Genomic DNA, 25818 nt, shown 5'->3' with positions numbered 1-25818 from the left:
TGGTGCTACAAGTCTTTCTGAGTGTAAAGATAGTAAATACAGCTTCAAGCCACAAGCTGTAAGCCGCAAGCAATACACCACGTCGCGGCAATCCCGAACTCGAAACTTTAAACTATAAACTAAAAACTTCTATCCCTATCCTTATAGTCTCATTTACAAGTAATTCAAAATCGGAGAACTGACTCCGGTGATTGGTAATGGCGGCACGGATGGCATATTGTCCATTCAGTACCGTATAAGAAGGCGCCGCAATTCCCTGCTCATGCAACCGCATCAGGATCTCTTTATTCCCCTTGTTCAATTCAGCCCCGGTACAATTGCCGGGATTATACCGGAAGCATACAATGTTCAGGGGCACCGGCGCCAGCAACTCCAGTTCGGGGTGCAGTTGAATCCCTTCTGCCAGGTATTGCGCCTGCTGCAGGTTTTGCCTGATGAGCGTGCGATAGGTTTCGAGCCCGTTCTGTTTTAAGAGCATCCAGATTTTAAGGGCTTTAAACCCGCGCGACAGTTCCATACCCAGGTTGTTAAACGCATCAGGACCTGCAGAGAGCCCGCGTTCGTGCAGGGTTAAATAATTTACTGCGGAAGTAAATGCTTCCTTGTGCAACTGCGGATCGCGGATAAGCACACACGCGGCCTCATAGTTTACATACATCCATTTGTGAAAATCGAACGAAAGGCTGTCGGCCAGCTCCAGCCCCTTCAGGGTGCCGGCAAATTCGGGCAACAGTTTGGGGATGGCGCCAAAAGCGCCATCAACGTGCAGCCAAAGATTATGTTCCCGGGCAACAGCCGCCAGCTCATCCAGGGGGTCGATGGCGCCGGTATTTACCGTGCCGGCATTGCCTACAATGCAAAAGGGCTGGCAACCCGCTGCTTTGTCTTCCCCGATCATTCTTCGCAGGGCTGCCACATCAATTCTGTAATCGGCGTCAACCGGTACTTTGCGAAAGTTATCGCTGCCAATGCCAATCACTTCCACCCCTTTTACCACGCAATTATGAGTTTCGGTAGAACCGTACACCGTCAGCGGCCCCGGCGCCGATTGCAATCCTTTTGTTTTGATGTTGCGGTTGGCGTGATGCCTGGCCACAATCAACGCAGTAATGTTGGCCAGGGAAGCGCCGCTTAACAACAGGCCACTGGCGGTTGCGGGAAAGCCCATCATTTCCTTCGACCAGTTGAGCACCTGCTTTTCTACATACATCGGCATGCTGTCGCCAATGCTTACGTTGGCGTTCATGCCCGAAGCCAGCATATCGGCCAGCATGCCAAAGGGCGTGCCGCCGCCCTGTACCCAGGCCCAAAACCGGGGATGAATGTTGTTGGTGTTATACGGCAGTACGTTGGCAAAAAAATCTTCATACACCGCTGTAGTGCCCTGTGGGGTTTCGGGCAGCGGTTGTTGCATACTGGCAATAACATCACCTGGTGGTTTGGTGTACACCGGTCGTTGCCGCGTTGTTTCCAGGTAATAAAACAGATCGTCCAGCATGCGATGGCCCAGCTCATTCAGTTTTGACCAGTCCTGCGGATCGAGCGTTTTTTCTTCTGTAAGTGAGGCTTCTTTTTTCATAGCTAACTTTTTAGGCTAAAGGCTGAATGCTTAAGGCTTAACGCTTTGTCCGAATCCCCTGGTTTATTCGGGCCGTACCCTTCGCGTGAGGGCGTGTTAAGCGTTCTGCGTAAAACAAATTTCTTCCAAAACGGCCTTATAAAACAGATGCAGTTTTGAGCAGTTCGACTAGATCAGATGTGATTGACCGGTACTTGTCCCGGATTAAGTATCCCAGGTTGGGTTTTGCTTCGTACCGGCTTATATACCGTTTCTTATTTGACAGGTAAGTGTTATGCTGGTTTCCCGTATATATTCCGTATCTATAAAGGAACGGAACATATACGAGACATGTACGGGACATATACGGGTTATATACGGAAAACCAGTAGGTTAGGAGCGATACCGATATAAAGAAGCCCCGATACAGTCTGTGCTGCATCGGGGCTTCTTGTACTTATTTATATACCAATTACTTATGCGTAAATGTGCTCAATAGAGGCGCGGTATTTTTCCATTACCACTTTCCGCTTCAGGCTCAGTTTGGGAGTCATTTCGCCGGTTTCTATGCTCCATTCCTGGGGCAGCAGTTCAAACCGTTTTATTTGCTCAACGTGATTGAAGAATTTGTTGTAGCTATCGATCAGTTCGCGGTACAGATCGTGCACCTTGGGTTGCTTAATCAGTTCTTCGTTGCTCATGTTGGGCAGGCCCTGTTTGCGCGCCCAGTCTTTCAGCGTTGGAAAGGCAGGGATAATAAGCGCGCCCACAAATTTCCTTTCTGATCCCACTACCATGATCTGTTCTACAAAGATCGATTCCTTCAGCTTGTTTTCAATGGGCAGTGGCGCCACATATTTACCACCGCTGGTTTTAAACAGTTCTTTTTTGCGATCGGTTATTTTCAGGTACCGGCCATCTACCATCATGCCGATATCACCTGTATGATACCATTCGCCGGTCATTTCTTCCTTCGTTAAATCGGGGCGTTTGTAATAACCCATCATCACATTGGGGCCTTTGCAAAGTATTTCGCCGTCTTCTGCAATCTTTACTTCTACATCGTCGATGAGCGGACCAACCGTACCAAACTGGCGGTCTTTTTCTTCAAACCGGTTTACACTGATAACAGGCGAGGTTTCTGTTAACCCATAACCTTCCAGCACGGGGATTTGTGCGGCGGTAAAAATGCGGATCAAACGTACCTGGCAGGCAGCGCCGCCACTTACAATACATTTCAGGTTATTACCCAGGCCTTCGCGCCATTTGCTAAAAATGAGTTTATTGGCCAGGGCCAGTTGCATTTTGTAACTAAAGCCCATGGGTTTATTGATCTCGTACCGGGTGGCCAGGTCGTGCGCCCAGTAGAATAATTTTCTTTTTATACCGGTAAGCTCCGCGCCTTTGGCCATAATGCGGTCATACACTTTTTCCAGCAGGCGGGGCACGGTGGTGAACATACCAGGCTTTACTTCCTTCAGGTTTTCCCCAATGGTATCCATAGTTTCCGCATAATAAATGGGAATACCCCTGTACAGGTAGAAATAACTGATCATGCGCTCGAAAATATGGTTCAGGGGCAGAAAGCTCAGCGCTTTCATCTCGGGAAACACCGGTAAACAGGGATAGCAGGCCATTACATTACTCATAATGTTCCGGTGCGACAGCATTACGCCCTTGGGCGTGCCCGTTGTGCCGGAAGTATAAATAATGGTAGCCAGGTCTTCTCCGTCGATATTATCAGCAATGGTTTGTACTTTTTTCAGGGCTTCTTCGCTTGACAGCGAGATCACTTCTTTCCAGTGACGGGCATTGGCCACATGTTCAAACGTGTAGATCTCCTGCAGGGAAGGCACCTTGTCTTTTACACTTAAAACTTTATGAAACAGTTCTTCGTCGTTTACAAATACAATTTTCACCTGGGCATCGTGCAACACAAATTCCAGGTCCTGCACATTGATGGTAGGGTAAATGGGCGTGAGAATGGCACCGATTTGCTGAACGGCCAAATCGAGCATGATCCATTCGGGCCGGTTTTTACTGAGAACGGCAATTTTATCACGGTTTTCAGCGGTCATATCGCCGCATTGCATGCCCAGGTTCAGTAATCCGGCGCTTAATTTATCTACTGTAGTTTTAACTTCCTGTGTGCTGTAGGATTTCCATTGACCATTTTCCTTTGCCGCCAGCATGTTGGGCAAAGATTTGTTCTCTTTTAAATGGAATTGCAGGCAATCGAATAGACGTTTGGGTTCGGTCATAGCTGTTATTTTAAAGCCGGTCCTTGGTTCTTTATTGAATATAGGAATTCTGCTCAAATAAAAAAAGTCCCGACGCTTTGGCCGGGACTAATTAATTAATTTTTTGCTGTTTGATAATATTGCCCCGACGATGGCAATTTAAACACGCGGTTGTGTTGAAAGTAATCAAACTTGTTGTATTCTTCCTGGTGGGTTTTTGTCCAGTTTTCGTAAACCGGCAGGCTGGCGGTAGTACCAAAGATCCATTGATTATATGCATCGAACATACCTGCTTTTAACAGCTGCTGATGGTATTCGTACAGGCGGAAGGGAAGGCCTTTCGCATATTTTGCAAACCATTCCAGCACGAATTTGGTACGTACAGCCGACAAGGTTTCCGGCGTAACGCCATTGGCGCCGATAAATGAAGATTGCGATTTCATTACATCGAGGAATGCGCGTACAAAATCATTTTTGGTATCCTGGTCCTTGGTAATGTTGGTTTCGGTGAACAATTTCTTATAGCCATCCAGCAGGATCATCTTGATCTCCGCAGTGCGTTTTGAATAACTTTCAAGGTTGATAAAGATCTCGCCGTAGATCAATGGCCATACTTTATCGGTAGTGAAATAATAATATTTGGCTACGTTATAGTAGTTGCCGGAGAAGTTGGGATCTGTTTCAATGCCTTTCTCCCACAATTTAGCGGCCTCGGCGTAATTCTTTTTACTATATAACATTTCACCATATTCGTTGTACAGGGTGCCGCTGTTGGGGAATTTCTTCAGGGCGGCTTTGTACATTTTCTCACATTCCTTTACTTCTTCAATGGATTTATATAACATCCCCAGGATCTGGAAGCTTTGTACATCTGCGTCGGGGCGTTCGGGGAATTTTTTGGCTATTTCTATGCCATGGGCATAATCCCGGTTCAAATAATAGGCAAAGGCCAGGTCTTTTTGCAGTTCCAGGTTATCGGTATTGGTTTGTAATCCCCGGTTCAACACCAGAACGGCGTTGGAATAGTCTCCCTGTCTTATGTAATTTTTGGCTGTTTCCTGTACGGTTTTCACATCAACAGACTCCGTTTGAGCCTGGGTCATATTTACGGCCAGAATTAAGCCTACAACTGGTAAAAGATGTTTCATACGGAGCCAAAGATAATGCTTGTTGGTTCTTGGTAAAGTTAAAAGTTAACAAGTTGACAGGTTAACAGGTTGACTCGTTAAAACATTGACGATGAGGGAACGAACTAAAAAACTAAAGAACTAACAAAGCCGGAAGGCAGTCCCTAAGAAACTGCCCTTCCGGCTTTCTATGTATTACCTGTTAACTTGTCAACATGTTAACCCGTCAACCTCTTACCTGGTTTTCTTCCTCTATCAACTTCCTGGTTAACTCGTCAACTGGTTAACTGATCAGCTATAAATCAGGTGCGTTAAAAGACCATCGCGCAACTTCGGTTCAAACCACGTGCTTTTGGGCGGCATAACATTACCGCTATCGGCAATGTCGAACAGCTGTTGAATGGTAACGGGGTGCAGGCTGAAGGCTACGGCCATTTCGCCGCTGTTCACTCTTTTTTCCAGTTCACCTAAACCGCGGATACCGCCAACAAAGTCGATGCGTTTGTCGGTACGCTGGTCTTTGATGCCTAATAAAGGATCCAATACCAGGTTGGACAAAATAGATACATCCAGCACGCCAATGGGATCGGTTGTAAAGGTGCCGGGTTTGGAAGTAAGGGTATACCACTGGCCTTTCAGGTACATTCCAAACTGATGCAGGTTAGCCGGCGCTACTGCAGCGGCTGATTTTTCAATGGTAAATGAAGCGCCCAATTTTTCCAGTAAGGCGGCTTCGGTTAAGCCATTCAGATCTTTCACCACGCGGTTATAATCCATGATGTACAACTGGTTCGAGGGGAACAGGGTTGTAAGGAAATAATCAGCTTCTGCTTTTGCCTGGGCGCCCAATGCTTTGCGCACTTTGGCAGCAGAGGCGGCGCGGTGGTGGCCGTCGGCAATATATGTTTGCGGGATCTGTGTTTTGAACAGGTTGGTTATTTGCGCATTCACTGCATCGTCGGTAATTACCCAAATGGTATGACTGATAGCGTCGTCGGCTACAAAATTATATACCGGGGTATGGGTGTCTTTCCAGTTTTCGATGAGGGTATCCACCTCTGCATTGTTGCGGTATGCCAGGAACACATTACCGGTTTGCGCGCCGGTTGTGGCGATGTGATTGATGCGGTCCTGCTCTTTTTCAGGACGGGTGAATTCGTGTTTTTTAATAACGTCGCTCTCATAATCATCAACCGAACTGGCGGCTACCAAACCTGTTTGGCTACGGCCATTCATTATCAATTGATAAATATAATAACAGGGTTTATCTTCCCTGAATAAGATACCGCGTTGAATAAACGCTGCAATATTCTCTTTGGCTTTGTCATACACCGGCTGGCTGTGGATATCCAGATCCTCGGGCAGATCGATCTCTGATTTGGTGATGTGCAGGAACGAGTGTGGATTACCTACTACTTCTTCACGGGCTTCTTTTGAGTTCAGCACATCGTAAGGGCGTGAGGCAACCTGCTTGGCCAGCTCAGGACGCGGGCGCAGGGCTTTGAAAGGAGAAATATTAGCCATTGTACTTTTGTTAAACGTTTTAGTTATCAAAAAGACCTGTCAGGTCTGCTTTCGCCTTCAGTCAGGCGATTTACCGAGGCAGACCTGACAGGTCTGCGATTTATCCTTTTTTATTTGCGAAATCTTTCATGAGGTCGGTCAACACCTGTACGCTCGACAGGGGCAATGCGTTGTACAGCGAAGGTCTAAACCCGCCAACACTGCGGTGACCCTTCACCCCATAAATATTGTTTTGTTTGCACAAGGTCAGAAATTCTTTTTCCAGGTCCGTATTTTCCAGCACAAAGGTGACATTCATAATGCTGCGGTCTTCTTTATTGATAACCTTGCCTTTGAACACCGGATTACTATCGATGGTATTGTACAGTAATTGCGCTTTCTGGTGGTTGATCTTTTCAATGGCGGCTACACCACCCAGGTTCTTTAACCAGCGCAGGGTAAGCATACAAACGTACACCGCAAATACGGGCGGCGTATTTAACATGGAACCGTTCTCGATATGCTGACGGTAATCCATCATGGTAGGCAGCTTGCGGTTTACTTTGCCCAGGATGCTTTTATTTACGATGACCATGTTTACCCCGGCAGCGCCAATATTCTTTTGCGCACCGGCATAAATGAGGTCGAATTTATTAAAGTCCATAACCCGGCTCAGGATATCACTACTCATATCGGCTACCAGCGGCACGCCGGCTTCAAAGAAAGGAGCGAGATCGTGCCACTGAACACCATGAATGGTTTCGTTGGTGGTAAGGTGCAGGTATTTGGCGGTTTTGGGAACAGTGAATTGTTTGGGCAGGTGGTTGTAATTTGATTCTTTAGCACTGCAAACTACTTCTACATGACCGTATAATTTGGCTTCCTTGATGGCTTTTGACGACCAGGTACCGGTATCGGTATAGGCGGCTATTTCATTTTCATTCAGCAGGTTCATGGGAATTTGAAAGAACTGGGTGGATGCGCCACCGTGCAGGAACAGCACTTCGTGCTGATCGTCGAGTTGCATTAATTCTTTTACCAGGGCTATGGCTTCATCCATTACTGCCTGAAACTGATCGGTGCGGTGCCCAATCTCCAGGATCGACAAACCGGAATTGTTGTAGTTTAAAATGGCTTCACTGGCTTGTTTGAATACTTCCTGCGGCAGAATGCTGGGTCCCGCGTTAAAATTGTGCATCATTGTTTCACTCTTAAATTAGAAGGAGTGCAAAGGTACCTATTTTGGTGGACTAAAGACCCTGCTAATTTTGTTATTGATGGGTAACTGGCTCATACTGAATTAATCACAATCTTTGCCCAGCGCCTTTCCTGTTAACCAGGCCTGGTTTAACCGCTCGAATTCCCGCTGGTCTTCCTCACTGAGGTTTTTGTGAATGAGCTGTTTAAGATCGGGCTGGCCGGCGTTTACCCAGGCCGTGTACCAGAAGGAGGCAACGGCGAAAATGGCCTGCTGCATGCGCCGTTCTATCATATTATTCAACTGCTGGTTATAGGCCAGGCAATAGTCCGTGGCGTATTGCCTTATTACCTTCCCGTTCCGTGGTTCAAAAGAGTATTTACGGTCTGCCGAGAACTGCGTGGTCAGTTCGCGGTCAATACGCAGTACGCTGTCGGCTGCGGCAGCGCTTTCGAGCACACGTTGCCAGGTGAAAGAAAGCGGGTTGGTAAGGTAACTGGCTTTACCCAACAGGAAATCCCAGTTGGTGGCGGCCAGCAGTTCGGGAATGCGCGATTCCCAAAAGGCATGAATGCCAACCTGGTTGGTCAATTGCCCGTTGTGGTTGCTGCATACATGCAGGGGCACATGTGCATCGGCGATATAATGCCCGAAGTCTGCTGATAGCTTAAGGATCTTTACCTGGTCTTTTTCTTTAAAAGCGGCGGTAAGCCGGTACAGCATAATTTGAATATGCCAGGGCACAATGCCATAGGCTTGTAAGGTATCTCTGCCATATTTTTCAAGAGCCTTAGAGAAAGTACGGGGCAATGAATCGAATGGATAAACGCCGTAATGATCGATGTCGATATAATGGCGGGCGCCTTCGGCGGCTACGGCATAGCGGCGTTTATCGGGATCAACGGCATGATCGGTAAGGAAAGAAAGATTGGGTTTATACAACACCAGCATTTCTGGCGGCAGCATAAATACAGCGTAATAATTTATCTGGCGATGGGCGTAGAAGCCCCATGGGTAAAGAGGGTGGTGGTTTAATATAAATATAGTTATAAAGAGAAGCTTCTTCATAATGACAAGCTTAAGCGAGTTCACGGTTCACAATTCAAGGTTCAAAGTTCAAGGGAAGTGAGGCATTTGTAAAGGTAGTAGCAACGTATTAAGTTAGCCGGTATTTGTCGGTTAACTTAAATAATAAAAGGTGAGCCGTCGGCCAGCCGGCAGATGACCCACCTTTTAAGTATTGTGTTTAGCTTTTGGCCGGTATTTGCTTGCAGGTTACGGCTTGAGGCTTGCAGCCGTTTTCTCTTTGCTCTGTGCCTTTTGCCCTTTGCCCTCTTCCTCTTCAATAGTTGTTACTCCTCCGGAAATAGCAAACTTCATAGCTTCGGCCGAACTGATGTCGGTTAATAATTTTACCCGGTCGGTTTTTACAAAATACAGGCGGCCGGTGAGCGCATACGACTGGGGAATATATACCGCAACAAATTCCTGCAGTCCAAAGCCGTGCACCTCTTCCTGGGTAATAAAACCTATCTGCCATACATCGGTTGTTTCAACACTAACCAATACTGCTTTATCAAACTTTCTTTTATTGCCTGCAAAGGCTTCAAAGAAATCTTTTATGGTAGAATACAATAGTTTGATGCCGGGTGTACGTTCGAGTACACTATCGAGCAGATCGACCAGTTTGCTGATAATATAAGATGATGAAACATACCCTACGAGTATAACGATAAGAGTTACCACAATAAAACCCAGCCCGGGTATTTTTTTAGCATTGCCGGCGCCATCGGTGAATAAACCGGGTGAGAAATAACCGATGAGACTGGGTAAAATATTATCGATGAAATTAAATAAGGCGGTTACTGCATAAATAGTAATCGCAATAGGTGCTAAAATAATTAGCCCCTGCAAAAAGTACTGGATTACTTTTTTAAATATATGTGGTGAAGATTTCATGTGCTGTGTTTGATTCTCAAAATTAGTCCATTGCTGGTGGCTAATAAAATAAGCTTGTGTAAGGTTGTATGTTTTAGGCTGGAAAGCAATCTGTTAGCAAAGATACAGGTATGCGCAAATACTGTACCACAGGCCTTCTTCGTACTATACGAACTAACAATAGTTCGGTTGGCCATTTGTTATAAACGGCTTAAAATATGGACTGGAAACTTTGGTTACGAAAAAAGTTTCCATAGTTTTGTCCCGATTTTATGATACCAGATATAAATACAAAAGTGCGCATCCGGGATAAAGCGAAGGAACTGTTCCTGCGGTATGGTATTCGCTCGGTATCCATGGATGATATAGCCAACCAGCTGGGTATGTCGAAAAAGACTATATATCAGTACTATACTGATAAGAATGAGTTGGTTGATGCGGTGATTGAGGATGAGTTGCAGCATATGCAGCATGACTGCCTGAAATGCGGTGAGAATGCGAAAGACGCCATAGACGAGATTTATTTAACCGTTGACCAGGTAATTGAACAATTAAGTAGTATGAACCCGATGGTTTTATACGATATGGAGAAGTTCCATATTCGTGCATACCAGCGGTTTATGGAACATAAGAATAAATTTCTGTTACAGGTCATCAAAAAGAACCTGGAGTGGGGAATTAAAGACGGGCTGTATCGCTCCGAAGTGGATGTGGATATATTATCAAAATTCAGGTTGGAATCGATGATGATCCCCTTCAACATTGACATCTTCCCGCCGTCGAAATATAAGCTGTCTGAGGTTACCAAAACCATTATCGAACACTACGTTTTCGGGGTAGCCTCCCTGAAAGGACATAAACTTATTTTGAAATATCAACAGCATAGAAATAAAAATGCAAAGAACTATGAAACTGAATCCGGCAAGCATGTATAGGATCGCCGTGGTGCTGGTTTTATCAAGCATCGTACGACCGGCCCTGGCACAGGAAAAACACGCGTTCACCGTATTACAGGCGGTGGATTATGCAAAGAAGAACAGCGTACAGGTTAAAAACCTGTTACTGGATGTTCAATTACAGACTGAAACAAACAGGCAGGTAACCGCCAACGCTTACCCACAATTAAGCGGCCGGGTGGGCGCTACTTATAACCCGAATATTGCTGTACAGTCGTTTCCCGATTTTATCTCACTCGCTACATACGGCGTACTGCAGAAAAAAGGAGTGGTTGATGGTGCAGGCAACCCCATTACTGTACCCGATGATATTGGATTGATACAGGCACAGTTTGGTACTAAATGGTTGGCCAATGCGGGATTAGACCTTAGCCAGATTTTATTCGATGGCCAGGTATTTGTGGGCTTGCAGGCAAGATCTACTTCTATGGAATGGGCAAGAAAAAATGTAGAGGTAACCGAAGAGCTGATAAAAGCAAACGTTTATAAAGTGTATTATCAGCTGGTGGCCAGCAGAACCCAGATAAGCTTACTCGATGCCAACATCGACCGCCTGCAGAAACTGCAGCACGATACCCATGAGATGTACAAAAATGGATTTGCCGAAAAGCTGGATGTAGATAAAGTAGATGTACAGATAGCTAACCTGCAAACAGAAAAGAAAAGAGTTGAAAACCAGATTGCCAACGGTAACCTGGGACTGAAGCTGTTGATGGGTATGCCCATGAAAGATGAACTGATGCTTACCGATACATTAAGCGATGCCCAGATAAAAGGCGGTGTACTGGAAGCCAGTAATTATAACTACAGTGACAGAAAGGAAATGCAATATGCAGAGCTGGGCAGAAAACTGAATCAGTATAACATCAAACGGTATAACCTGAGCCAATTGCCTACGGTGAGTCTTTCCGGTTCTGTGTCGAAGAACGCCCAACGCAATGAATTCAATTTCTTCAATAAAGGCGACTGGTATACATTCTCTAATATCAACCTGAATATTTCAGTACCCATCTTTAAAGGGTTCTACACCAGGTCGAAGATCGCGGAGGCAAAACTGAACCTGCAGAAAACCGAGAACCAGATAGAAAACCTGAAGTTGTCGATAGATAATGAAGTAGAAACGGCCCGGATAAATTTCAATACGGCTATGGAGGCCATGAATTATCAACGACAGAATATGACGCTGGCGGAAAGTGTGTATGACCAAACCAAAAAGAAATATGAATCCGGTTTGGGATCAAATACCGAGATCACGGCAGCTCAAACTGATTTGAAGGCTGCGCAAACCAATTACATCAACGCCCTGTACGACGCCATTGTAGCCAAGGTTGATTACATGAAAGCGATTGGGAAACTATAATTCGATACTCTATAAAACCTAAACCAACAAAATGCATTCAACGGATAAATTTACCGATATGAAAAGTACGTATAGTATAATTGGCACAGTTGCAGTTGTTCTGTTTTTGGCAGCCTGTGGCGCCTCTTCCGGAAAAGACGGACTGGCAGAAAAAAAGGCCAAACTGGAAGATCTGAAAAAACAGGAGGGCAAGCTGGAAGAGGAAATTGCCAAACTGGATACCAGTGCAGCCAAGGCAGAAAAACCCAAACTGGTGGTGTTGTCTACTATTCAATCAACTCCCTTTACCCATTATATAGATCTGCAGGGTAGTGTAGCCGCAAACAATTCAGTTTGGGTTACTCCCCGTGGTCAGGGCGGACAGGTACGTGCCTTATATGTTAAACAAGGTGACTACGTAAAAAAAGGTCAGTTGTTGCTGAAGTTAGACGATGCGGTTCTTCGGCAGCAAATTGAACAGGCAACTGTGCAATTGAACCTTGCCAAAACAGTGTATGAGCGCCGTAAGAATTTGTGGGACCAGAAAATAGGCACTGAAATAGACCTGATAAATGCCAAGAGCAATGTTGACAATATTCAAAAGCAAATAGATCTGTTGAAAGAGCAACAAGGGTTTACTAATGTATATGCCGAACAAAGTGGCGTAGCCGAGCAGGTGACTGTAAGGGTGGGTGATGTGTTTACTGCATCACCTGTGGGATCTGGCATTTCCATTGTAAACACCAATGACCTGAAAGTAACTACAGATGTACCGGAAGTGTATCAGACGAAGGTAAAAGAGGGCACTAATTTAATGATCACACTGCCTGAGGACAATAACAAGACCATCAATGCCAAGGTTTCTGTTCTGGGAAGAACGATCAACTCCAGTACCCGCTCGTTTTACATTGAAGCAAGAGTGCCCGGGAACCTTGGTTTACGTCCTGGTCAGATAGCAATGGTACGCATTCAGGATTATTCAGCGCCCAAAGCTATTACCATCCCCATCAATACCCTGCAAAACGATGATAAAGGCAAGTTTATAATGGTAGCAGCTACCGAGAATGGAAAAAAAGTAGCTAAGAAAAGACCTATAACTGCCGGTGCTTTGTATGGCGATAAATTGGAAGTAACAAGCGGACTGCAGGCCGGTGATGTTATTATCACTGACGGTTTCCAGGGACTGTACGACGGTCAGGCCATTGTTACCGATGCCAAATAGTTTGAAGCTGATTTGACTTACACACCAAATTCATTGTATGAGTGTTTTAGAAAATATTACAGGGCCTTTCAAGAATTTTGGTCCCACCACGTGGAGTATCAAGAACAAGGCCTCCATTTACCTGGTCATGCTGATCGTGAGTTTGTTCGGCGTGTTCCAGTTTGTGACCTTACCCAAAGAACAATTCCCGGATATTGTTATCCCTACCATATATGTGCAAACCATTTATGTAGGTAACTCACCCAAGGACATTGAAAACCTGGTTACCCGCCCCATTGAAAAACAGATCAAGGGCATCACGGGCGCCAAGATCAATAAAACCACCAGTACCTCGGTAGCTGATTACTCGGCCATTATGGTTGAGTTTAGCACCGATGTAAAAACCGATGTGGCGCTGCAGAAAGTAAAAGATGCGGTAGATAAGGCCAAACCCGATTTGCCTACTGACCTTACTGAAGAGCCTGCTGTAATGGAAGTAAGCTTTTCTGAGCAGCCCATCATGTATGTGAACCTGTATGGCGATTATGACCTGCCCCGGTTGAAGAAATATGCCGATGACATGCAGGACAAACTGGAAGAGCTAAGCCAGCTGAACCGGGTTGACCTGGTGGGTGCGCCCGAGCGCGAATTCCAGATCAATGTAGATAACTACAAAATGCGCAGCGCCAATCTCACCTACGATGATATCTCCAACGCTGTACAGTATGAGAACATGGATATCTCCGGTGGTTTGCTGGATGTAGGGAATACCAAACGTACCCTTCAATTAAAAGGTCAATTTAAAACTGCTTATGACATTCAAAAGGTAGTGGTGCGCAATCCAAGCGGAGCTGGCATTTACCTGAAAGATATTGCTGAAATTAAGGATACCATCAAGGACAGAGAAAGTTATGCACGGTTGAATGGAAAGAATGTAATTACGCTGAACATTATTAAACGTGCGGGTGAAAACCTTATTGAAACATCCGATGCGGTAAAGAAAGTAGTGGAGGATATGCAAAAATCCACACTGCCCAAAGATCTGAATGTAGCCATTACCGGTGATCAGAGTAAAGCGTCCCGCACTTCGTTCAACGACCTGGTAAACACCATCGTTATCGGTTTCGTGCTGGTATTGATCATCCTGATGTTCTTTATGGGTGTTACCAACGCCTTCTTCGTAGCATTGTCGGTACCGCTGAGTATGTTTGTGGCGTTTATATTTTTACCTGCCGCCGACCTTATAGTAGGTACGCATGTTACGCTCAACTTTATAGTACTGTTTGCCTTGTTATTTGGATTAGGTATTATTGTGGATGACGCCATTGTGGTAATTGAAAATACCCACCGCATATTTGTACAGGGTAACGGACAGTTAACCAGTGAGCGGTCGGCCATGATGGCGGCTGGTGAGGTATTCATACCGGTATTGGCTGGTACCTTAACCACGCTGGCGCCCTTTGTGCCGTTGTTGTTCTGGCCGGGTATCATTGGTAAGTTCATGATCTACCTGCCTACGATGCTCATCTTTACCTTAACGGCATCGCTGATAGTGGCGTTCATTATGAACCCGGTATTTGCGGTTGACTTTATGAACCATCCTGAAGGGCATACAAAGCCGGCTAAATCGGCTATCTTCCGCAAGCCTGCCATTTGGGTTACATTAGTAGTGGGTATATTATTCGATCTGGGGCATATCACCTTCCTCGGAAACTTTTTGATCTTCATCGTACTGATGATCATCTTAAACAAGTATGTGCTGGATGATATGATCCATGCGTTCCAGAACCGCGCCCTGCCCTGGATTATGGGACACTATGAAACTGCTTTACGCTGGGCATTGAAAGGATGGCGCCCTGTGCAATTATTACTGGCCACCTTTGTGTTACTTATTCTCACCTTTGTATTCTTTGGCGCCCGTAAAGTACCGGTAGTGTTCTTCCCAAGCGGCGACCCGAACCAGATATATGTTTACCTGAAATTACCGGTGGGTACCGATGTTAACTATACTGACTCTGTTACCAAAACGCTGGAAGAAAAAGTATACCGGGTGCTGCACATGGATAAAGACAGCAAAGGAAATTATAAAGAGAACCCGATTGTCGAAAGTGTGATCAGTAACGTAGCGGTAGGGGCCGGTGACCCTCAAAGCGGCGACAGAAGTACAAGACCTGAACTGGGCCGTATACAGGTATCGTTTGTTGAATTTGAAAAACGCCATGGCGTTCACACAGCTCCCATATTGGATGAAGTACGCCAGGCGATAAAAGGTATTCCCGGTGCTGAAATATCGGTTGACCAGGAAAAAGGCGGTCCGCCAACTGATCCACCAATCAATATTGAAGTAGCGAGTGAGGATTTCGATAACATGATAAAGACCGCGGTATCGTTGAAGAATTATCTTGATTCGATACAGATACCAGGTGTGGAAGAGTTGAAACTGGATATTGACCTTACCAATCCTGAGGTAACGCTTTCAGTTGACCGGGAACGGGCATTGATAGAAGGTGTTTCTTCGGCCCAGATTGGTATGGCCATAAGAACGGCTGTATTTGGTAAAGAAGTGTCAAAGATCAAGGACGGTGAAGATGAATACAAGATCCAGCTGCGTAACCTGGAAGGACAACGCAAAAACCTGAGTGATCTGCTGAATATGGATATCAGTTTCCGTGATATGGCGCATGGTGGTGCCTTTAAACATGTGCCGCTCAGTTCGCTGGTAAAAGTTGACTACACCAGTACGCTGGGTAGTGTAAAACGTAAGAACCAGAAGCGCGTGATCACCATCCGTTCAAACGTATTGCTGAATGTGACTACGCCCACTGCTGTAAACCAGGTAATAGCTGGTCACATCAGCAGGTTTAGTCAGGGAATACCTGAAGGTGTTACCATTAAACAAACCGGTGAAGGAGAACAACAGGCCGAAACCGGCGCCTTCCTGCTGAAAGCCATGGTAATTGCCTTGTTGGTTATCCTGTTGATACTGGTAATACAGTTCAACTCGGTAAGTAAACCGGTGATTATTTTAACCGAGATCATCTTCAGTGTGATTGGGGTGTTGTTAGGTTTTGCCTTTACAGGTATGCAGGTATCGGTGGTTATGACTGGTATTGGTATTGTGGGCCTGGCGGGTATTGTGGTGAAGAACGGGATCCTGGTGATAGAGTTTACCGATGAGTTAAGAGGCCGTGGCATGAAAACGAGGGAAGCGCTGGTACAAGCCGGTAAAACCCGTATCATCCCGGTATTGTTAACTGCGGTGGCAGCGATCTTAGGTCTTATTCCTTTGGCTGTTGGTTTTAACATCAACTTTGTTACCCTGTTCTCAGATCTGAACCCGCACATCTTCTTTGGCGGTGATAACGTGGTGTTCTGGAAGCCATTGTCATGGACCATCATCTTTGGTTTGGCATTCGCCTTCTTTATGACGCTGCTGATACTGCCGGCGATGTACCTGATAGCAGAACGCCTGAGACGGCCAATGCGTAAAATGTATGGTGGTAAATGGATCTCGTTTATGGGTATTCCGCCATTGACGTTCCTGTTTATTCCGCTGATGCTTGTTACCATGGGTGTGCATAGTTATAAAGTAAGCCGCAGAAGAAGAAAGCTGGCTGGTAAGAAGGAGAAAGTGAATGATGCGTTTATTGGATCATGGTTCTAAAACCAATGTGATAATTAGTTAATTCGATCATCCCGATAAATCGGGACAGGTTGTGATAATGAAAAGGCGAGGCCTCTGCTAATTGGCAGAGGCCTCGCCCTTTTTTGTATTTCAACTATCTAATTATCACATTATCTAATTAGCACATTATGCTTAGAATCCTTTTTTTGTATCTCCAGCATCAACCGGCATTCCATCGGCGTTCAACTCTACAATTTCATAACCGCTTTTTTGTAAGCCGGGTAGAATGCGCACTTTGTCGCCTACCAGTACGATATTCATTTTATCGGGATGAATATATTTTTTAGCAAGGGCGTCAATTTCTGGTTTGCCGATGTTCTTCAGGATCTTGTTCTGCTGGTCAACATAATTGGCTGGTAAATTATATTCCAGCATGCGTTGAATAAAACCAGCCTTTTGCATTCCGGTTTCATAGCGTAATGCATCGCGCTGCCCAATGGCGTTCTTCATAAATGTCAACTCTTCGTCCTTGATGCCAACTGCATTATAGTTTTTGAATTCTTTCATTACTTCAGTTAATGCGCTGTCGGTAGCATCGGCTTTTATACCAGAGCTGAAGGTGAAATCGCCTGTATACTGATCGCCATTGAAATTGGTGCGGGCGCCGTAGGTCCAGCCTTTGTCTTCGCGCAGGTTGATGTTTACGCGGCCATTAAAACCTCCACCCAGGGCAAAATTCATTAACCCTGCTTTGTAATACTCGCCGGTAGCATCGTACTTTAAACCGGTTACATCACCAATTCTGAACTCTGTTTGTGCTGCCTTGGGAATGTTCACCAGGTATATTTTTGATTTATCAACATCTTTTGGTTTGGCAGCTACTGAAGGCAGTTCAATTGTTTTGTTCGGCAGCTTGTTCAGGAATGCCAGTTTGGGCAGGATCTCATTTTCCGTGATGTCGCCTACCAACACCACTTTTGTATTGGTGGCCGTGATGTTGGTTTTATAATAATCCTCCACATCTTTTAAAGTGATGTTCTTAATAGTACTTTGGGTGCCGTATTCATTCATTCCCAGAATATGATTGGGGCCATAATCCACCAAAGCAATCACTTCGTCTGCTACAGCTGCGGGCCGTGTTTTTGCCTGTTTCAGGCTTTCCAGCGTTTGATGCTGAATGCGATTGAATGTTTCTTCGGTGAATTTGGGATTGAACATGCGTTCCTGCAGCAGGGCCAGGGTTTTATCGATGTTCTTTTTAAGTGCTTCTACCGTAAACACCAGGGCATCGCGGGTGCTGCTTACTTCAATACTGCTGCCCAGTTTATCCAGCTCGATGGTCATTTGTTCGGAAGTATAATTTTTGGTGTCTTCATTCATCATATCGGCAAACAGGCTGGCCAGTCCTACTTTGGCGGTGTCTTTTGCCTGCAGCAGATGGCCGCCGGGGATGGAAATGATGAGTGTAACTGTTGGGATCTCTTTATTTTCGGCACCTATGAATTTGATCTTATTGGGAAGATCCTTGCGCCAGAAGGCCGGCACTTTTACCATGGGGTTAGGCCCATTGCCGGGATGAACAGTGCGATCGAAATTATCGGTTGCCTTAGTATATTTTAAACTGGCATAGCCATAATCGGGAGCTGTATAATGGCTTTTATCAATTTCATAGTTGTTTGGCCCGGCAATTACATTTTCCTGTCCTTTAGGCAATACACTTAATACTACGGCGTGTTTTCCTTTTATATACTGGTTGTAAACGCGCATTACATCTTCCCTGGTAACGGCATTGTTCATTTTTACCAGCTTGCCTATCATATTGGGATTGCCGGTTAATGTTTGAAAGGCGGCCAGTTGAAATACTTTGCCCGATACGCTTTGCAGGCCGTTCACATACTGTGCTTCGGTATAGCCTTTGAACTTTTGAATGTCATCGTCGGTAACCCCGCGTTTTTCAAATTCGTCCAGTGAAGAGCGGATGAGTTTTTCCATATCGGCCAGGGTTTTGCCGGGCATGGGAACCACGCGAATGGTGAACTCACCGGCAAGCTCACTTAACTGACTGAAGACGTTTGCCTGCAAGGCCTGTTGGGTTTTAACCAGGTTCTGGTACAACAGGGAAGAATTGCCGCCGCCGAGTATTTGCGCCAGGCAGGTGAGCGCGGGCATGTCTTTATCATAATTGGGCACAGTTGGCCACACCATGTTTATTAACGGAAGCCTGATGTAATTATCGGTATAGGAAACATAACGGTCTTTATCGAGCACCACAGCAGGCACCACTACTTTTTCTACGGCCGGTCCTTTGGGGATGGGACCAAAATACTTTTCAACCAGCTTTATTACATCGGCTGTGTTTACATCGCCGCCAACGGTAACCGTGGCATTATTGGGGCCATACCAGCGTAGAAAGAAGTTCTTAAGGTCGTTTACATCAACGCGGTTCAGGTCTTCGATATACCCAATGGTTAACCACGAGTAAGGGTGGCCGTAGGGGTACAGGCTCCTTGAAGATACTTCGCTAGCCAAACCATAGGGACGGTTATCATAGTTCTGCCCCCGTTCGTTTTTAACGGTAGCCCGCTGGATCTCGAATTTTTGTTGGGTAACCGCATCCAGCAAAAAGCCCATGCGATCTGCTTCGAGCCAAAGCATTTTTTCGAGCTGGTTTGATGGAACTGTTTCATAATAATTGGTGCGGTCGCGGTTGGTTGAACCATTGAGCGTACCACCGGCGTCGGTAACCATTTTAAAATGTTCTTCATCTTTTACATGGTCGCTGCCCTGGAACATCATATGCTCAAAGAAATGCGCAAAGCCCGATTTGCCTATTTGTTCGCGGGCCGAACCAACATGGTAAGTAACATCAACCTGCACAACAGGATCACTATGGTCTTCAGCAACAACCACTGTAAGTCCGTTAGGGAGCACGTATTTTTCGTATGGGATAACAAGTTCATCACCTTGCCTGGTGACTTTTTCAACCAGTTTTGCCTGGGCGGCAACCTGGTTGCTCAGTGCCGGCATGGCAACAGCCAAAAGCAGTATGGCCCTTTTCATATGTGTAATTTTTGTTAAACAAGTTTCACTGTAAGGTAAACGAATAATTATGGGGGCGCCAAACCATTTATCAATTCGCACCCAAAAAAATAATCAACCACATGAAACGAATAATATTAAATTGCGACTAACGATGCTATAGGCAGAAGGCCATTGATAAACTTATTCATAAACTCTAAAAAGATTTACATGCGTACAAATCACGAAATAGACTATAAGATTTATGGGGAAGAGATGCAATACGTTGAAATAGAACTTGATCCCAATGAAACTGCCATTGCTGAAAGCGGTGCCTTTATGATGATGGATGATGGCATTCAAATGGCTACCATGTTCGGTGACGGATCAAAGCAACAACAGGGATTATTGGGTAAACTGATGTCGGCCGGTAAACGGATGTTAACCGGTGAAAGTTTATTTATGACCGCCTTTACCAATATGGGGCAGGGAAAAAAGCGGGTGAGTTTTGCTTCGCCATACCCTGGTAAGATCATTGCATTAGATCTGCAGGAGCTGGGCGGAAAGATAGTTGCGCAAAAAGACGCTTTCCTGTGTGCGGCTAAAGGTGTAAGCATTGGTATTGAGTTTCAGCGTAAACTTGGCACCGGTTTGTTTGGCGGGGAAGGTTTTATTATGGAAAAGCTGGAAGGTGATGGAATGGCCTTTGTACATGCAGGTGGCCACGTGTTTGAAAGGACTTTGCAACCCGGCGAAGTGTTGCGCATAGACACCGGTTGTTTGGTGGCTTATACCCAAACCATCGATTACGATATTCAGTTTGTAGGCGGTATCAAGAATACCCTGTTTGGTGGTGAAGGTTTGTTCTTTGCTACTTTGCGCGGTCCTGGTAAAGTATGGATTCAAACCCTGCCCATTAGCCGTTTGGCCAGCAGGATATTAACTTATGGTAGTGCCGGTGGCCGTAAGGAAGAAGGCAGCATATTAGGCGGACTGGGCAATATGCTGGATGGTGATGGCTGGTAGTTAAGAGTTAAAGAGTCGGACTAAATGTTCGGCTACAAAATAAAAAGGGCCGTCCTGCGAGCAGCGGGATGGCCCTTGGCTTTTTATATAAGTTGAACTTATTTTCTGTTGGACAGTTTTGCGAGTAGTTGCAAAATTTCCAGGTATAACCATACAATGGTGATCAACAAGCCAAATGCGCTGAACCATTCCATGTATTTAGGTACACGCTGATCGGCTCCTTTTTCTATAAAGTCGAAATTAAGGATCAATCTCATGGCGGCTATACTTACAACAACCAGTGAGAAAATAATACCAAATGGGCTGCCTTCATGCAGGAAAGGAATATCGATGTGAGCGAAGTGCAGGCCAATGGCGATCAAATAGAAAAACGCAATACCTAATGAAGCGGTATAGATTATTTTTTGGAAGAGCGGTGTAGCGCGAATGATGTTGAATTTGTACAACAAATACATGGCAATTACCACTCCAAAGGTTAAACCAACTGCTGTTGTTATAATGTGAGGAGCAACTTTTGCGAATACATTATCATAGATCGCAGAAATGGCGCCTACTGCAAAGCCTTTCAATAAGGCATAGGCAGGAGCCAAAAAGGCTGACCACTCTTTTTTGAAATTAGCGATGAGGGCGAGGATAAATGCACCAAAGATGCTTACCCACATATAGGTCATTACATCTACGTTAGAGTAAACCATCTTCCAGGCATAACCGGCTGATGCCATGGTAAGGAGAAAAAGGATACCGAATTTGTTCAGGGTTCCTTTCACCGTCATTACTTCTGCATCTGAATCTAAATAGGTATAACTACCGGAGAAAGTTTTTTCATTCAGTACAGGATTACCGGATTTAAATAGCGCCATAGTTATAGAGTTTTATGGGATACAAAGTACAAAAAAGCGTGAATGTTGAAAGGTTAAAGTCAATAGCCAACAATCAATTGTCAATTGGTTGTTGGCTATTTGTGGTTTACTAATAAATTATTTCGATAATAAGCTTATGCTTTTTTAGGTGGGTTACGCCTGTCATCTTTTCTGGGTGGTCTGTTGTCGCGGCGGTGCTGTTGACCTCCGCCCTTGTTACCCTGACCCTGGTTCTGTTGCCCCTGCCCCTGTTGCTGCTGGCGGGGTTGTTCTTTATGCTGACCTTCTTTTTGATGGTTATGGTGCCGTTTTTTCTTTTCGGCTCTTTCCAGGCTGCGTAAGCTGATCTGGCCAACCACATCAACAAATTCCGGTTCTACCTCTTTTGGTTTTTGTGTGGTTACATCAACAGCTTCCAGTTCATCAGGTACCTGGTTTCTTTCGTTCAGCTGTTTGATCTTTCTTACCCGTTCAATCGTCAGCGGATATTGCTTGTTGCTGTCGGGCAGGGTAAACCACATGAGGTTTTTAAAGATATCTTTCTTGATCAGGATGGCGGTTCCTTTAGCTACCTGCAACGTGTCGCAATTATCCGGGAAATGCTGTAAGGCATCCAGGTAAATATCCAACTCGTAGTTAAGACAGCATTTTAACCGGCCACACTGACCACTGAGTTTACTTTGATTGATAGACAGGTTTTGGTAACGGGCGGCGGTGGTATTCACCGATTTGAAATCGGTTAACCAGGTGCTGCAACACAGTTCGCGGCCGCAACTGCCAATACCACCCACTTTGGCGGCTTCCTGGCGGGCGCCTATCTGGCGCATTTCTACTTTTACCCTGAATTCTTTTGCGTAAATTTTAATTAATTCGCGAAAGTCAACGCGGTCATCGGCAATATAAAAGAAAGTAGCCTTGCGGCCATCGGCCTGAATTTCTACCTCGGTAAGTTTCATTTCGAGGTTCAGTTGGCGGGCAATGGCCCGGGCCCGGATAAGGGCTTCTTTTTCACGGTCTTTGTTTTGTTGCCAGATCTCGATGTCTTTATCGGTAGCGCGGCGTAATACCTTTTTAATGTCCGGGTCGGTTTCGTCGGCATTTCTTTTCTTCATTTGCAGGCGAACGATCTCACCTGTAAGATTAATAGTGCCAATATCGAACCCGCTTACGCCTTCAACGGCAACGAGGTCGCCTTTTTCAAATAAGTGAACAGTGGTGTTGCGGTAAAAGTCTTTCCGGCTTCCGTTATTGAAAGTTATTTCTACAATTTTACAGCTTCCTGAAGGGTCGCTGAATGGCAGGTTACTCAGCCAATCGTGCACATTCATTCTGTTACAACCACCCGTGCTGCATCCGCCATTGCTTTTACAACCGGCAACTTTATCGCCTGTTCCGCATGAACTACATCCCATTCTCTATTTAGGATTAACGATTTATAAAATTTATTTAAGTTCGGCCGGATAACGCATGCAGAAATAATGGCGGGCGGAGTATTATACATTCCTTCCGGAAAAGCCGGGGTGCGCCTGTACTTGCTCAATGACGGCTAACAGTGTTATAACGTATTGACTAAGACGCATTTATGGATAATATAGCGAAATAAACTAACCTTATGTTTATAGAAACCCTGCTCGCATGCAACCCCAAACGCACAATTTTTCTGCATCCTGCTTTACAGGCCGATTTACAAATATAAGTTATTAACGTCAAAAGGCCCTTTTATATGATGCCTGATTCTAAGGGGGTTACCCCGCCAAAACGAACGCTTGTATGAGGGGGCTATGTTATTAAATAACAACAGTTACCTCTTTGCTGGCAAGTATGTGGTATAATTTAATGGTAAGCGCATGGAACAACATCTTGGGATTGGCGTTCCGTTCAATATAATAAGAGGCTTTATCCAGCTCTTCAATAATAGCCTGCTGTTGCATAAAGTTGGCGATCTTGTTCAGGCGGCCGGCAAAGTCCTTGTCCTTATCGGGCAGGTGCAGGTTGTCGGGGCCCATGGCATGCAGCCGGATGGCCTGTTCGAGCAGGTGGGTAAAGTACCGGATGAACTGTTTTTGTTTTTCGCGGCCCAGCTTGCTTACTTCATCTATCCATTTAACCTGGGCTATGGGCCCGTTCTTTAAAATGGCGTTCAGCCATTCGCGCAGCAGCGACTGCCAGTCTTCGTCGGCATGTTGCATCAGCTGCAGCGCCTCGCGGTAATTGCCTTCGGCAATGAGGGCGGTTTGGCGGGCCGAATCTTCCCCTACTTTGGCCTTGGAAACCAGGGCTTCGGTAATATCCTGGTAGTTGAGGGAGGGTATTTTAACCAGCTGGGTGCGTGACAAGATGGTTTGCAGAATAAGCGACTCATTTTCGGCTACCAGTACAAATAAGGTGTCTGGTGGCGGTTCCTCAATGAGTTTCAATAGTTTATTCCCTTCATTGCCCAGGTATTCGGGCATCCACATCACCAGTACTTTAAATCCGCTTTCAAAGCTTTTGAGCGACAGTTTGCGGATGATATCGTTACACTCGTAGGCGGTAATATTACCTTGTTTGTTTTCGGCCCCAATAAATTGCAGCCAGTCGTATGAGTTACCGTAGGGATATTTTGAGATGAATTCGCGCCATTCGCTGATGTAATCCGAGCTCAGGGGTTTGTCGCCCGATTTGCGGGGAATAACCGGGTAGGAGAAATGCACATCGGGGTGCATGAGCTGCTGCATCTTTACACAGGAAGAACATTCGCCACAGGAGTCGAACATAGCGGCCGATGGCGGCGGCGGTTCGTCGCCAAACAAGGATGGACCGGGAGATTCAGTGGGTCCTTTCCGGTTTACTTTTTCGCAAACAATGTATTGGGCAAATGCAATGGCCATGGGCAGGGCGCCGCTACCTTCTTTTCCCAGGAACAAAAGGGCGTGGCTGATGCGGTTCTGTTGCACCATATTTACTAGATGCAGTTTCACATCTATCTGGCCAATAACATTTTTAAATAACATGCGGGGCGAAGTTAGTAAATGTGCACATTGAAAATGTGTAATTCCCGATTTCGTTGATACAACTTGTGCAAATGTGAAAGGCTGGGGGATAAAAATGGAAGTCCCGGCAGTAACACCGGGACTTCATGAAATACTTTTACGGGTTCAACTCTTTTGGCCTTTTTAAGGAATAGGGATCAAATTGCTACGAAAAAGAGTTACCAAAAAGTGGATGGAGCTGCTTTTCATCAGCATTGGATTTTACGGTTTTTCTCCAAGGATATCTCATCTTTCATAGGAATGCTGGACATTGGCTTTCTTCAGATATCGGACAGTTTTTCCGGACTATTGGATCGTTCTTGTGATATTGGATATTCAAAAATTGCAATATAAAGCCGCAACGGGAACTTTATTCGTTCAATTGACATTTAAAACCGATGTGTTGCCTGATTTTGCAGACGAAAAATTAGTGTAAACACTTATGTAGATTAAAGGTGAAACATGTACATGCAGGGGTTTGGGTAGTATGCAGAATGGCGCAATCGGTTTGTTCATATATTATATTACGGCAATGTTATCTGCAGGGTTGCCGGGAAAATAAAAATGGGCCGTCCACCGGTTGGCGAACGACCCTTAATATAATGCGTTACAAGATCTTAGTTCAGATACTTGGTTACTTCTTCGCTGGTAACTTTTGTTTTGTTGTGGATCACGGTGATGAGGTTGCCTTTCTCATCTAACAGGAACTTGGTGAAGTTCCATTTAATGGGATCGGTAAACCCTTTCTTTTCGGCCTCGGCCACCAGATATTTGAACAAGGGGTGAATGTCGTCGCCCTTTACCGAAACCTTTTCAGCCATAGGGAAACTTACACCATAATTCTTTTTGCAAAACTCCTGGATCTCTCCATTGGTGCCAGGCTCCTGACCGCCAAAGTTGTTGGCTGGAAAACCTACAATAACCAGTTTGTCTTTGTACTGCTCATATAATTTTTCCAGTTCGGCATATTGTGGGGTGTTGCCACATTTAGATGCCGTGTTCACGATCATGATCTTTTTGCCTTTGAATTTTTTGAAGTCGATAGTGCCTGCGCCATCTAATGCAGGAACCTTAAAATCGTAAATAGACTGAGCTCCGATAAAAAGCAGGGATACAAGCAATAAACGTATCATAATTGATAAAATTTAAAGTATAGTGTTTGTTGACCAGCAACCTGTACTATACAAAGATGATATTAAATTGGTTGCTTCCATGCAA

Annotated in this window: 17 protein-coding genes; 5 read left to right on the top strand and 12 right to left on the bottom strand. The window is 45.3% G+C overall.

The features are described from left to right. Positions 1-112: 112 nt before the first annotated feature. The 7 genes from NIAKO_RS28635 to NIAKO_RS28605 all read right to left on the bottom strand — a co-directional run bounded on the left by NIAKO_RS28635 (position 113) and on the right by NIAKO_RS28605 (position 9585). Complete coding sequence (locus NIAKO_RS28635; RefSeq protein ID WP_014221959.1) at positions 113-1579, bottom strand: pyridoxal phosphate-dependent decarboxylase family protein; 1467 nt, start codon at positions 1577-1579, stop codon at positions 113-115. Positions 1580-2034: 455 nt separating this feature from the next. Next, positions 2035-3819: an AMP-dependent synthetase/ligase gene (locus tag NIAKO_RS28630; protein ID WP_014221957.1), complete on the bottom strand. Its 1785-nt coding sequence runs from the start codon at positions 3817-3819 to the stop codon at positions 2035-2037. 95 nt (positions 3820-3914) lie between these two features. Next, positions 3915-4946: a tetratricopeptide repeat protein gene (locus NIAKO_RS28625; protein ID WP_049815628.1), complete on the bottom strand. Its 1032-nt coding sequence runs from the start codon at positions 4944-4946 to the stop codon at positions 3915-3917. Between the two features lie 270 nt (positions 4947-5216). Then, positions 5217-6449 (bottom strand): DUF1015 domain-containing protein, encoded by a 1233-nt coding sequence (locus NIAKO_RS28620; RefSeq protein ID WP_014221955.1) that lies wholly within the window; start codon positions 6447-6449, stop codon positions 5217-5219. Between the two features lie 100 nt (positions 6450-6549). After that, entirely contained in the window at positions 6550-7629 is a 1080-nt protein-coding gene (serC, locus tag NIAKO_RS28615; RefSeq protein ID WP_014221954.1) for a 3-phosphoserine/phosphohydroxythreonine transaminase, read from the bottom strand. A gap of 99 nt (positions 7630-7728) precedes the next feature. Beyond that, entirely contained in the window at positions 7729-8592 is an 864-nt protein-coding gene (locus NIAKO_RS28610) for a zinc dependent phospholipase C family protein (RefSeq protein ID WP_242675483.1), read from the bottom strand. Positions 8593-8901: 309 nt separating this feature from the next. Beyond that, positions 8902-9585 (bottom strand): DUF502 domain-containing protein, encoded by a 684-nt coding sequence (locus NIAKO_RS28605; RefSeq protein WP_014221952.1) that lies wholly within the window; start codon positions 9583-9585, stop codon positions 8902-8904. A gap of 251 nt (positions 9586-9836) precedes the next feature. Here NIAKO_RS28605 and NIAKO_RS28600 point away from each other — a divergent pair, with 251 nt between their 5' ends. From NIAKO_RS28600 to NIAKO_RS28585, 4 genes are read left to right on the top strand one after another with little or no spacing between them, the layout of a single operon-like run. Further along, positions 9837-10499, top strand: a complete 663-nt coding sequence (locus NIAKO_RS28600) for a TetR/AcrR family transcriptional regulator (RefSeq protein ID WP_014221951.1) — start codon at positions 9837-9839, stop codon at positions 10497-10499. Next, on the top strand, positions 10471-11880 hold the full coding sequence (locus NIAKO_RS28595) for a TolC family protein (protein WP_014221950.1): 1410 nt from the start codon (positions 10471-10473) through the stop codon (positions 11878-11880). Before NIAKO_RS28600 ends, NIAKO_RS28595 begins: the two co-directional genes overlap by 29 nt. Positions 11881-11938: 58 nt before the next feature. Beyond that, positions 11939-13081: an efflux RND transporter periplasmic adaptor subunit gene (locus tag NIAKO_RS28590; protein ID WP_041349525.1), complete on the top strand. Its 1143-nt coding sequence runs from the start codon at positions 11939-11941 to the stop codon at positions 13079-13081. A 37-nt stretch (positions 13082-13118) separates the two neighbouring features. Beyond that, positions 13119-16724 carry an efflux RND transporter permease subunit gene (locus tag NIAKO_RS28585; RefSeq protein WP_014221948.1) on the top strand — a complete coding sequence of 1202 codons (3606 nt, stop codon included), beginning with the start codon at positions 13119-13121 and terminating at the stop codon, positions 16722-16724. A gap of 153 nt (positions 16725-16877) precedes the next feature. Here NIAKO_RS28585 and NIAKO_RS28580 read toward each other — a convergent pair whose 3' ends face one another. After that, positions 16878-19745, bottom strand: a complete 2868-nt coding sequence (locus NIAKO_RS28580) for a M16 family metallopeptidase (protein ID WP_014221947.1) — start codon at positions 19743-19745, stop codon at positions 16878-16880. 189 nt (positions 19746-19934) lie between these two features. Here NIAKO_RS28580 and NIAKO_RS28575 point away from each other — a divergent pair, with 189 nt between their 5' ends. Then, positions 19935-20729: a TIGR00266 family protein gene (locus NIAKO_RS28575; protein ID WP_014221946.1), complete on the top strand. Its 795-nt coding sequence runs from the start codon at positions 19935-19937 to the stop codon at positions 20727-20729. 98 nt (positions 20730-20827) lie between these two features. Here NIAKO_RS28575 and NIAKO_RS28570 read toward each other — a convergent pair whose 3' ends face one another. The 4 genes from NIAKO_RS28570 to NIAKO_RS28555 form a co-directional block, all read right to left on the bottom strand. Further along, positions 20828-21589 (bottom strand): Bax inhibitor-1/YccA family protein, encoded by a 762-nt coding sequence (locus tag NIAKO_RS28570; RefSeq protein ID WP_014221945.1) that lies wholly within the window; start codon positions 21587-21589, stop codon positions 20828-20830. A gap of 134 nt (positions 21590-21723) precedes the next feature. Continuing rightward, entirely contained in the window at positions 21724-23001 is a 1278-nt protein-coding gene (locus NIAKO_RS28565) for a PSP1 domain-containing protein (protein WP_014221944.1), read from the bottom strand. Between the two features lie 375 nt (positions 23002-23376). Beyond that, on the bottom strand, positions 23377-24582 hold the full coding sequence (locus NIAKO_RS28560) for a DNA polymerase III subunit (RefSeq protein ID WP_014221943.1): 1206 nt from the start codon (positions 24580-24582) through the stop codon (positions 23377-23379). Between the two features lie 635 nt (positions 24583-25217). Then, positions 25218-25733, bottom strand: coding sequence for a glutathione peroxidase (locus NIAKO_RS28555; protein WP_014221942.1), 516 nt, complete (start codon positions 25731-25733; stop codon positions 25218-25220). Positions 25734-25818: the final 85 nt, after the last annotated feature.

Origin of the sequence: Niastella koreensis GR20-10 (genome assembly GCF_000246855.1) — a bacterium.
Classification (GTDB): domain Bacteria; phylum Bacteroidota; class Bacteroidia; order Chitinophagales; family Chitinophagaceae; genus Niastella; species Niastella koreensis.
This window is presented reverse-complemented; position numbering and strand designations above follow the sequence as displayed.

Bases quoted from the DNA above. Each gene is read 5' to 3' on its own strand.
- NIAKO_RS28635 (WP_014221959.1), bottom strand. From the start codon at position 1,579: ATGAAAAAAGAAGCCTCACTTACAGAAGAAAAAACGCTCGATCCGCAG.
- NIAKO_RS28630 (WP_014221957.1), bottom strand. From the start codon at position 3,819: ATGACCGAACCCAAACGTCTATTCGATTGCCTGCAATTCCATTTAAAA.
- NIAKO_RS28625 (WP_049815628.1), bottom strand. From the start codon at position 4,946: ATGAAACATCTTTTACCAGTTGTAGGCTTAATTCTGGCCGTAAATATG.
- NIAKO_RS28620 (WP_014221955.1), bottom strand. From the start codon at position 6,449: ATGGCTAATATTTCTCCTTTCAAAGCCCTGCGCCCGCGTCCTGAGCTG.
- serC (WP_014221954.1), bottom strand. From the start codon at position 7,629: ATGATGCACAATTTTAACGCGGGACCCAGCATTCTGCCGCAGGAAGTA.
- NIAKO_RS28610 (WP_242675483.1), bottom strand. From the start codon at position 8,592: ATGCTGCCGCCAGAAATGCTGGTGTTGTATAAACCCAATCTTTCTTTC.
- NIAKO_RS28605 (WP_014221952.1), bottom strand. From the start codon at position 9,585: ATGAAATCTTCACCACATATATTTAAAAAAGTAATCCAGTACTTTTTG.
- NIAKO_RS28600 (WP_014221951.1), top strand. From the start codon at position 9,837: ATGATACCAGATATAAATACAAAAGTGCGCATCCGGGATAAAGCGAAG.
- NIAKO_RS28595 (WP_014221950.1), top strand. From the start codon at position 10,471: ATGAAACTGAATCCGGCAAGCATGTATAGGATCGCCGTGGTGCTGGTT.
- NIAKO_RS28590 (WP_041349525.1), top strand. From the start codon at position 11,939: ATGAAAAGTACGTATAGTATAATTGGCACAGTTGCAGTTGTTCTGTTT.
- NIAKO_RS28585 (WP_014221948.1), top strand. From the start codon at position 13,119: ATGAGTGTTTTAGAAAATATTACAGGGCCTTTCAAGAATTTTGGTCCC.
- NIAKO_RS28580 (WP_014221947.1), bottom strand. From the start codon at position 19,745: ATGAAAAGGGCCATACTGCTTTTGGCTGTTGCCATGCCGGCACTGAGC.
- NIAKO_RS28575 (WP_014221946.1), top strand. From the start codon at position 19,935: ATGCGTACAAATCACGAAATAGACTATAAGATTTATGGGGAAGAGATG.
- NIAKO_RS28570 (WP_014221945.1), bottom strand. From the start codon at position 21,589: ATGGCGCTATTTAAATCCGGTAATCCTGTACTGAATGAAAAAACTTTC.
- NIAKO_RS28565 (WP_014221944.1), bottom strand. From the start codon at position 23,001: ATGGGATGTAGTTCATGCGGAACAGGCGATAAAGTTGCCGGTTGTAAA.
- NIAKO_RS28560 (WP_014221943.1), bottom strand. From the start codon at position 24,582: ATGTTATTTAAAAATGTTATTGGCCAGATAGATGTGAAACTGCATCTA.
- NIAKO_RS28555 (WP_014221942.1), bottom strand. From the start codon at position 25,733: ATGATACGTTTATTGCTTGTATCCCTGCTTTTTATCGGAGCTCAGTCT.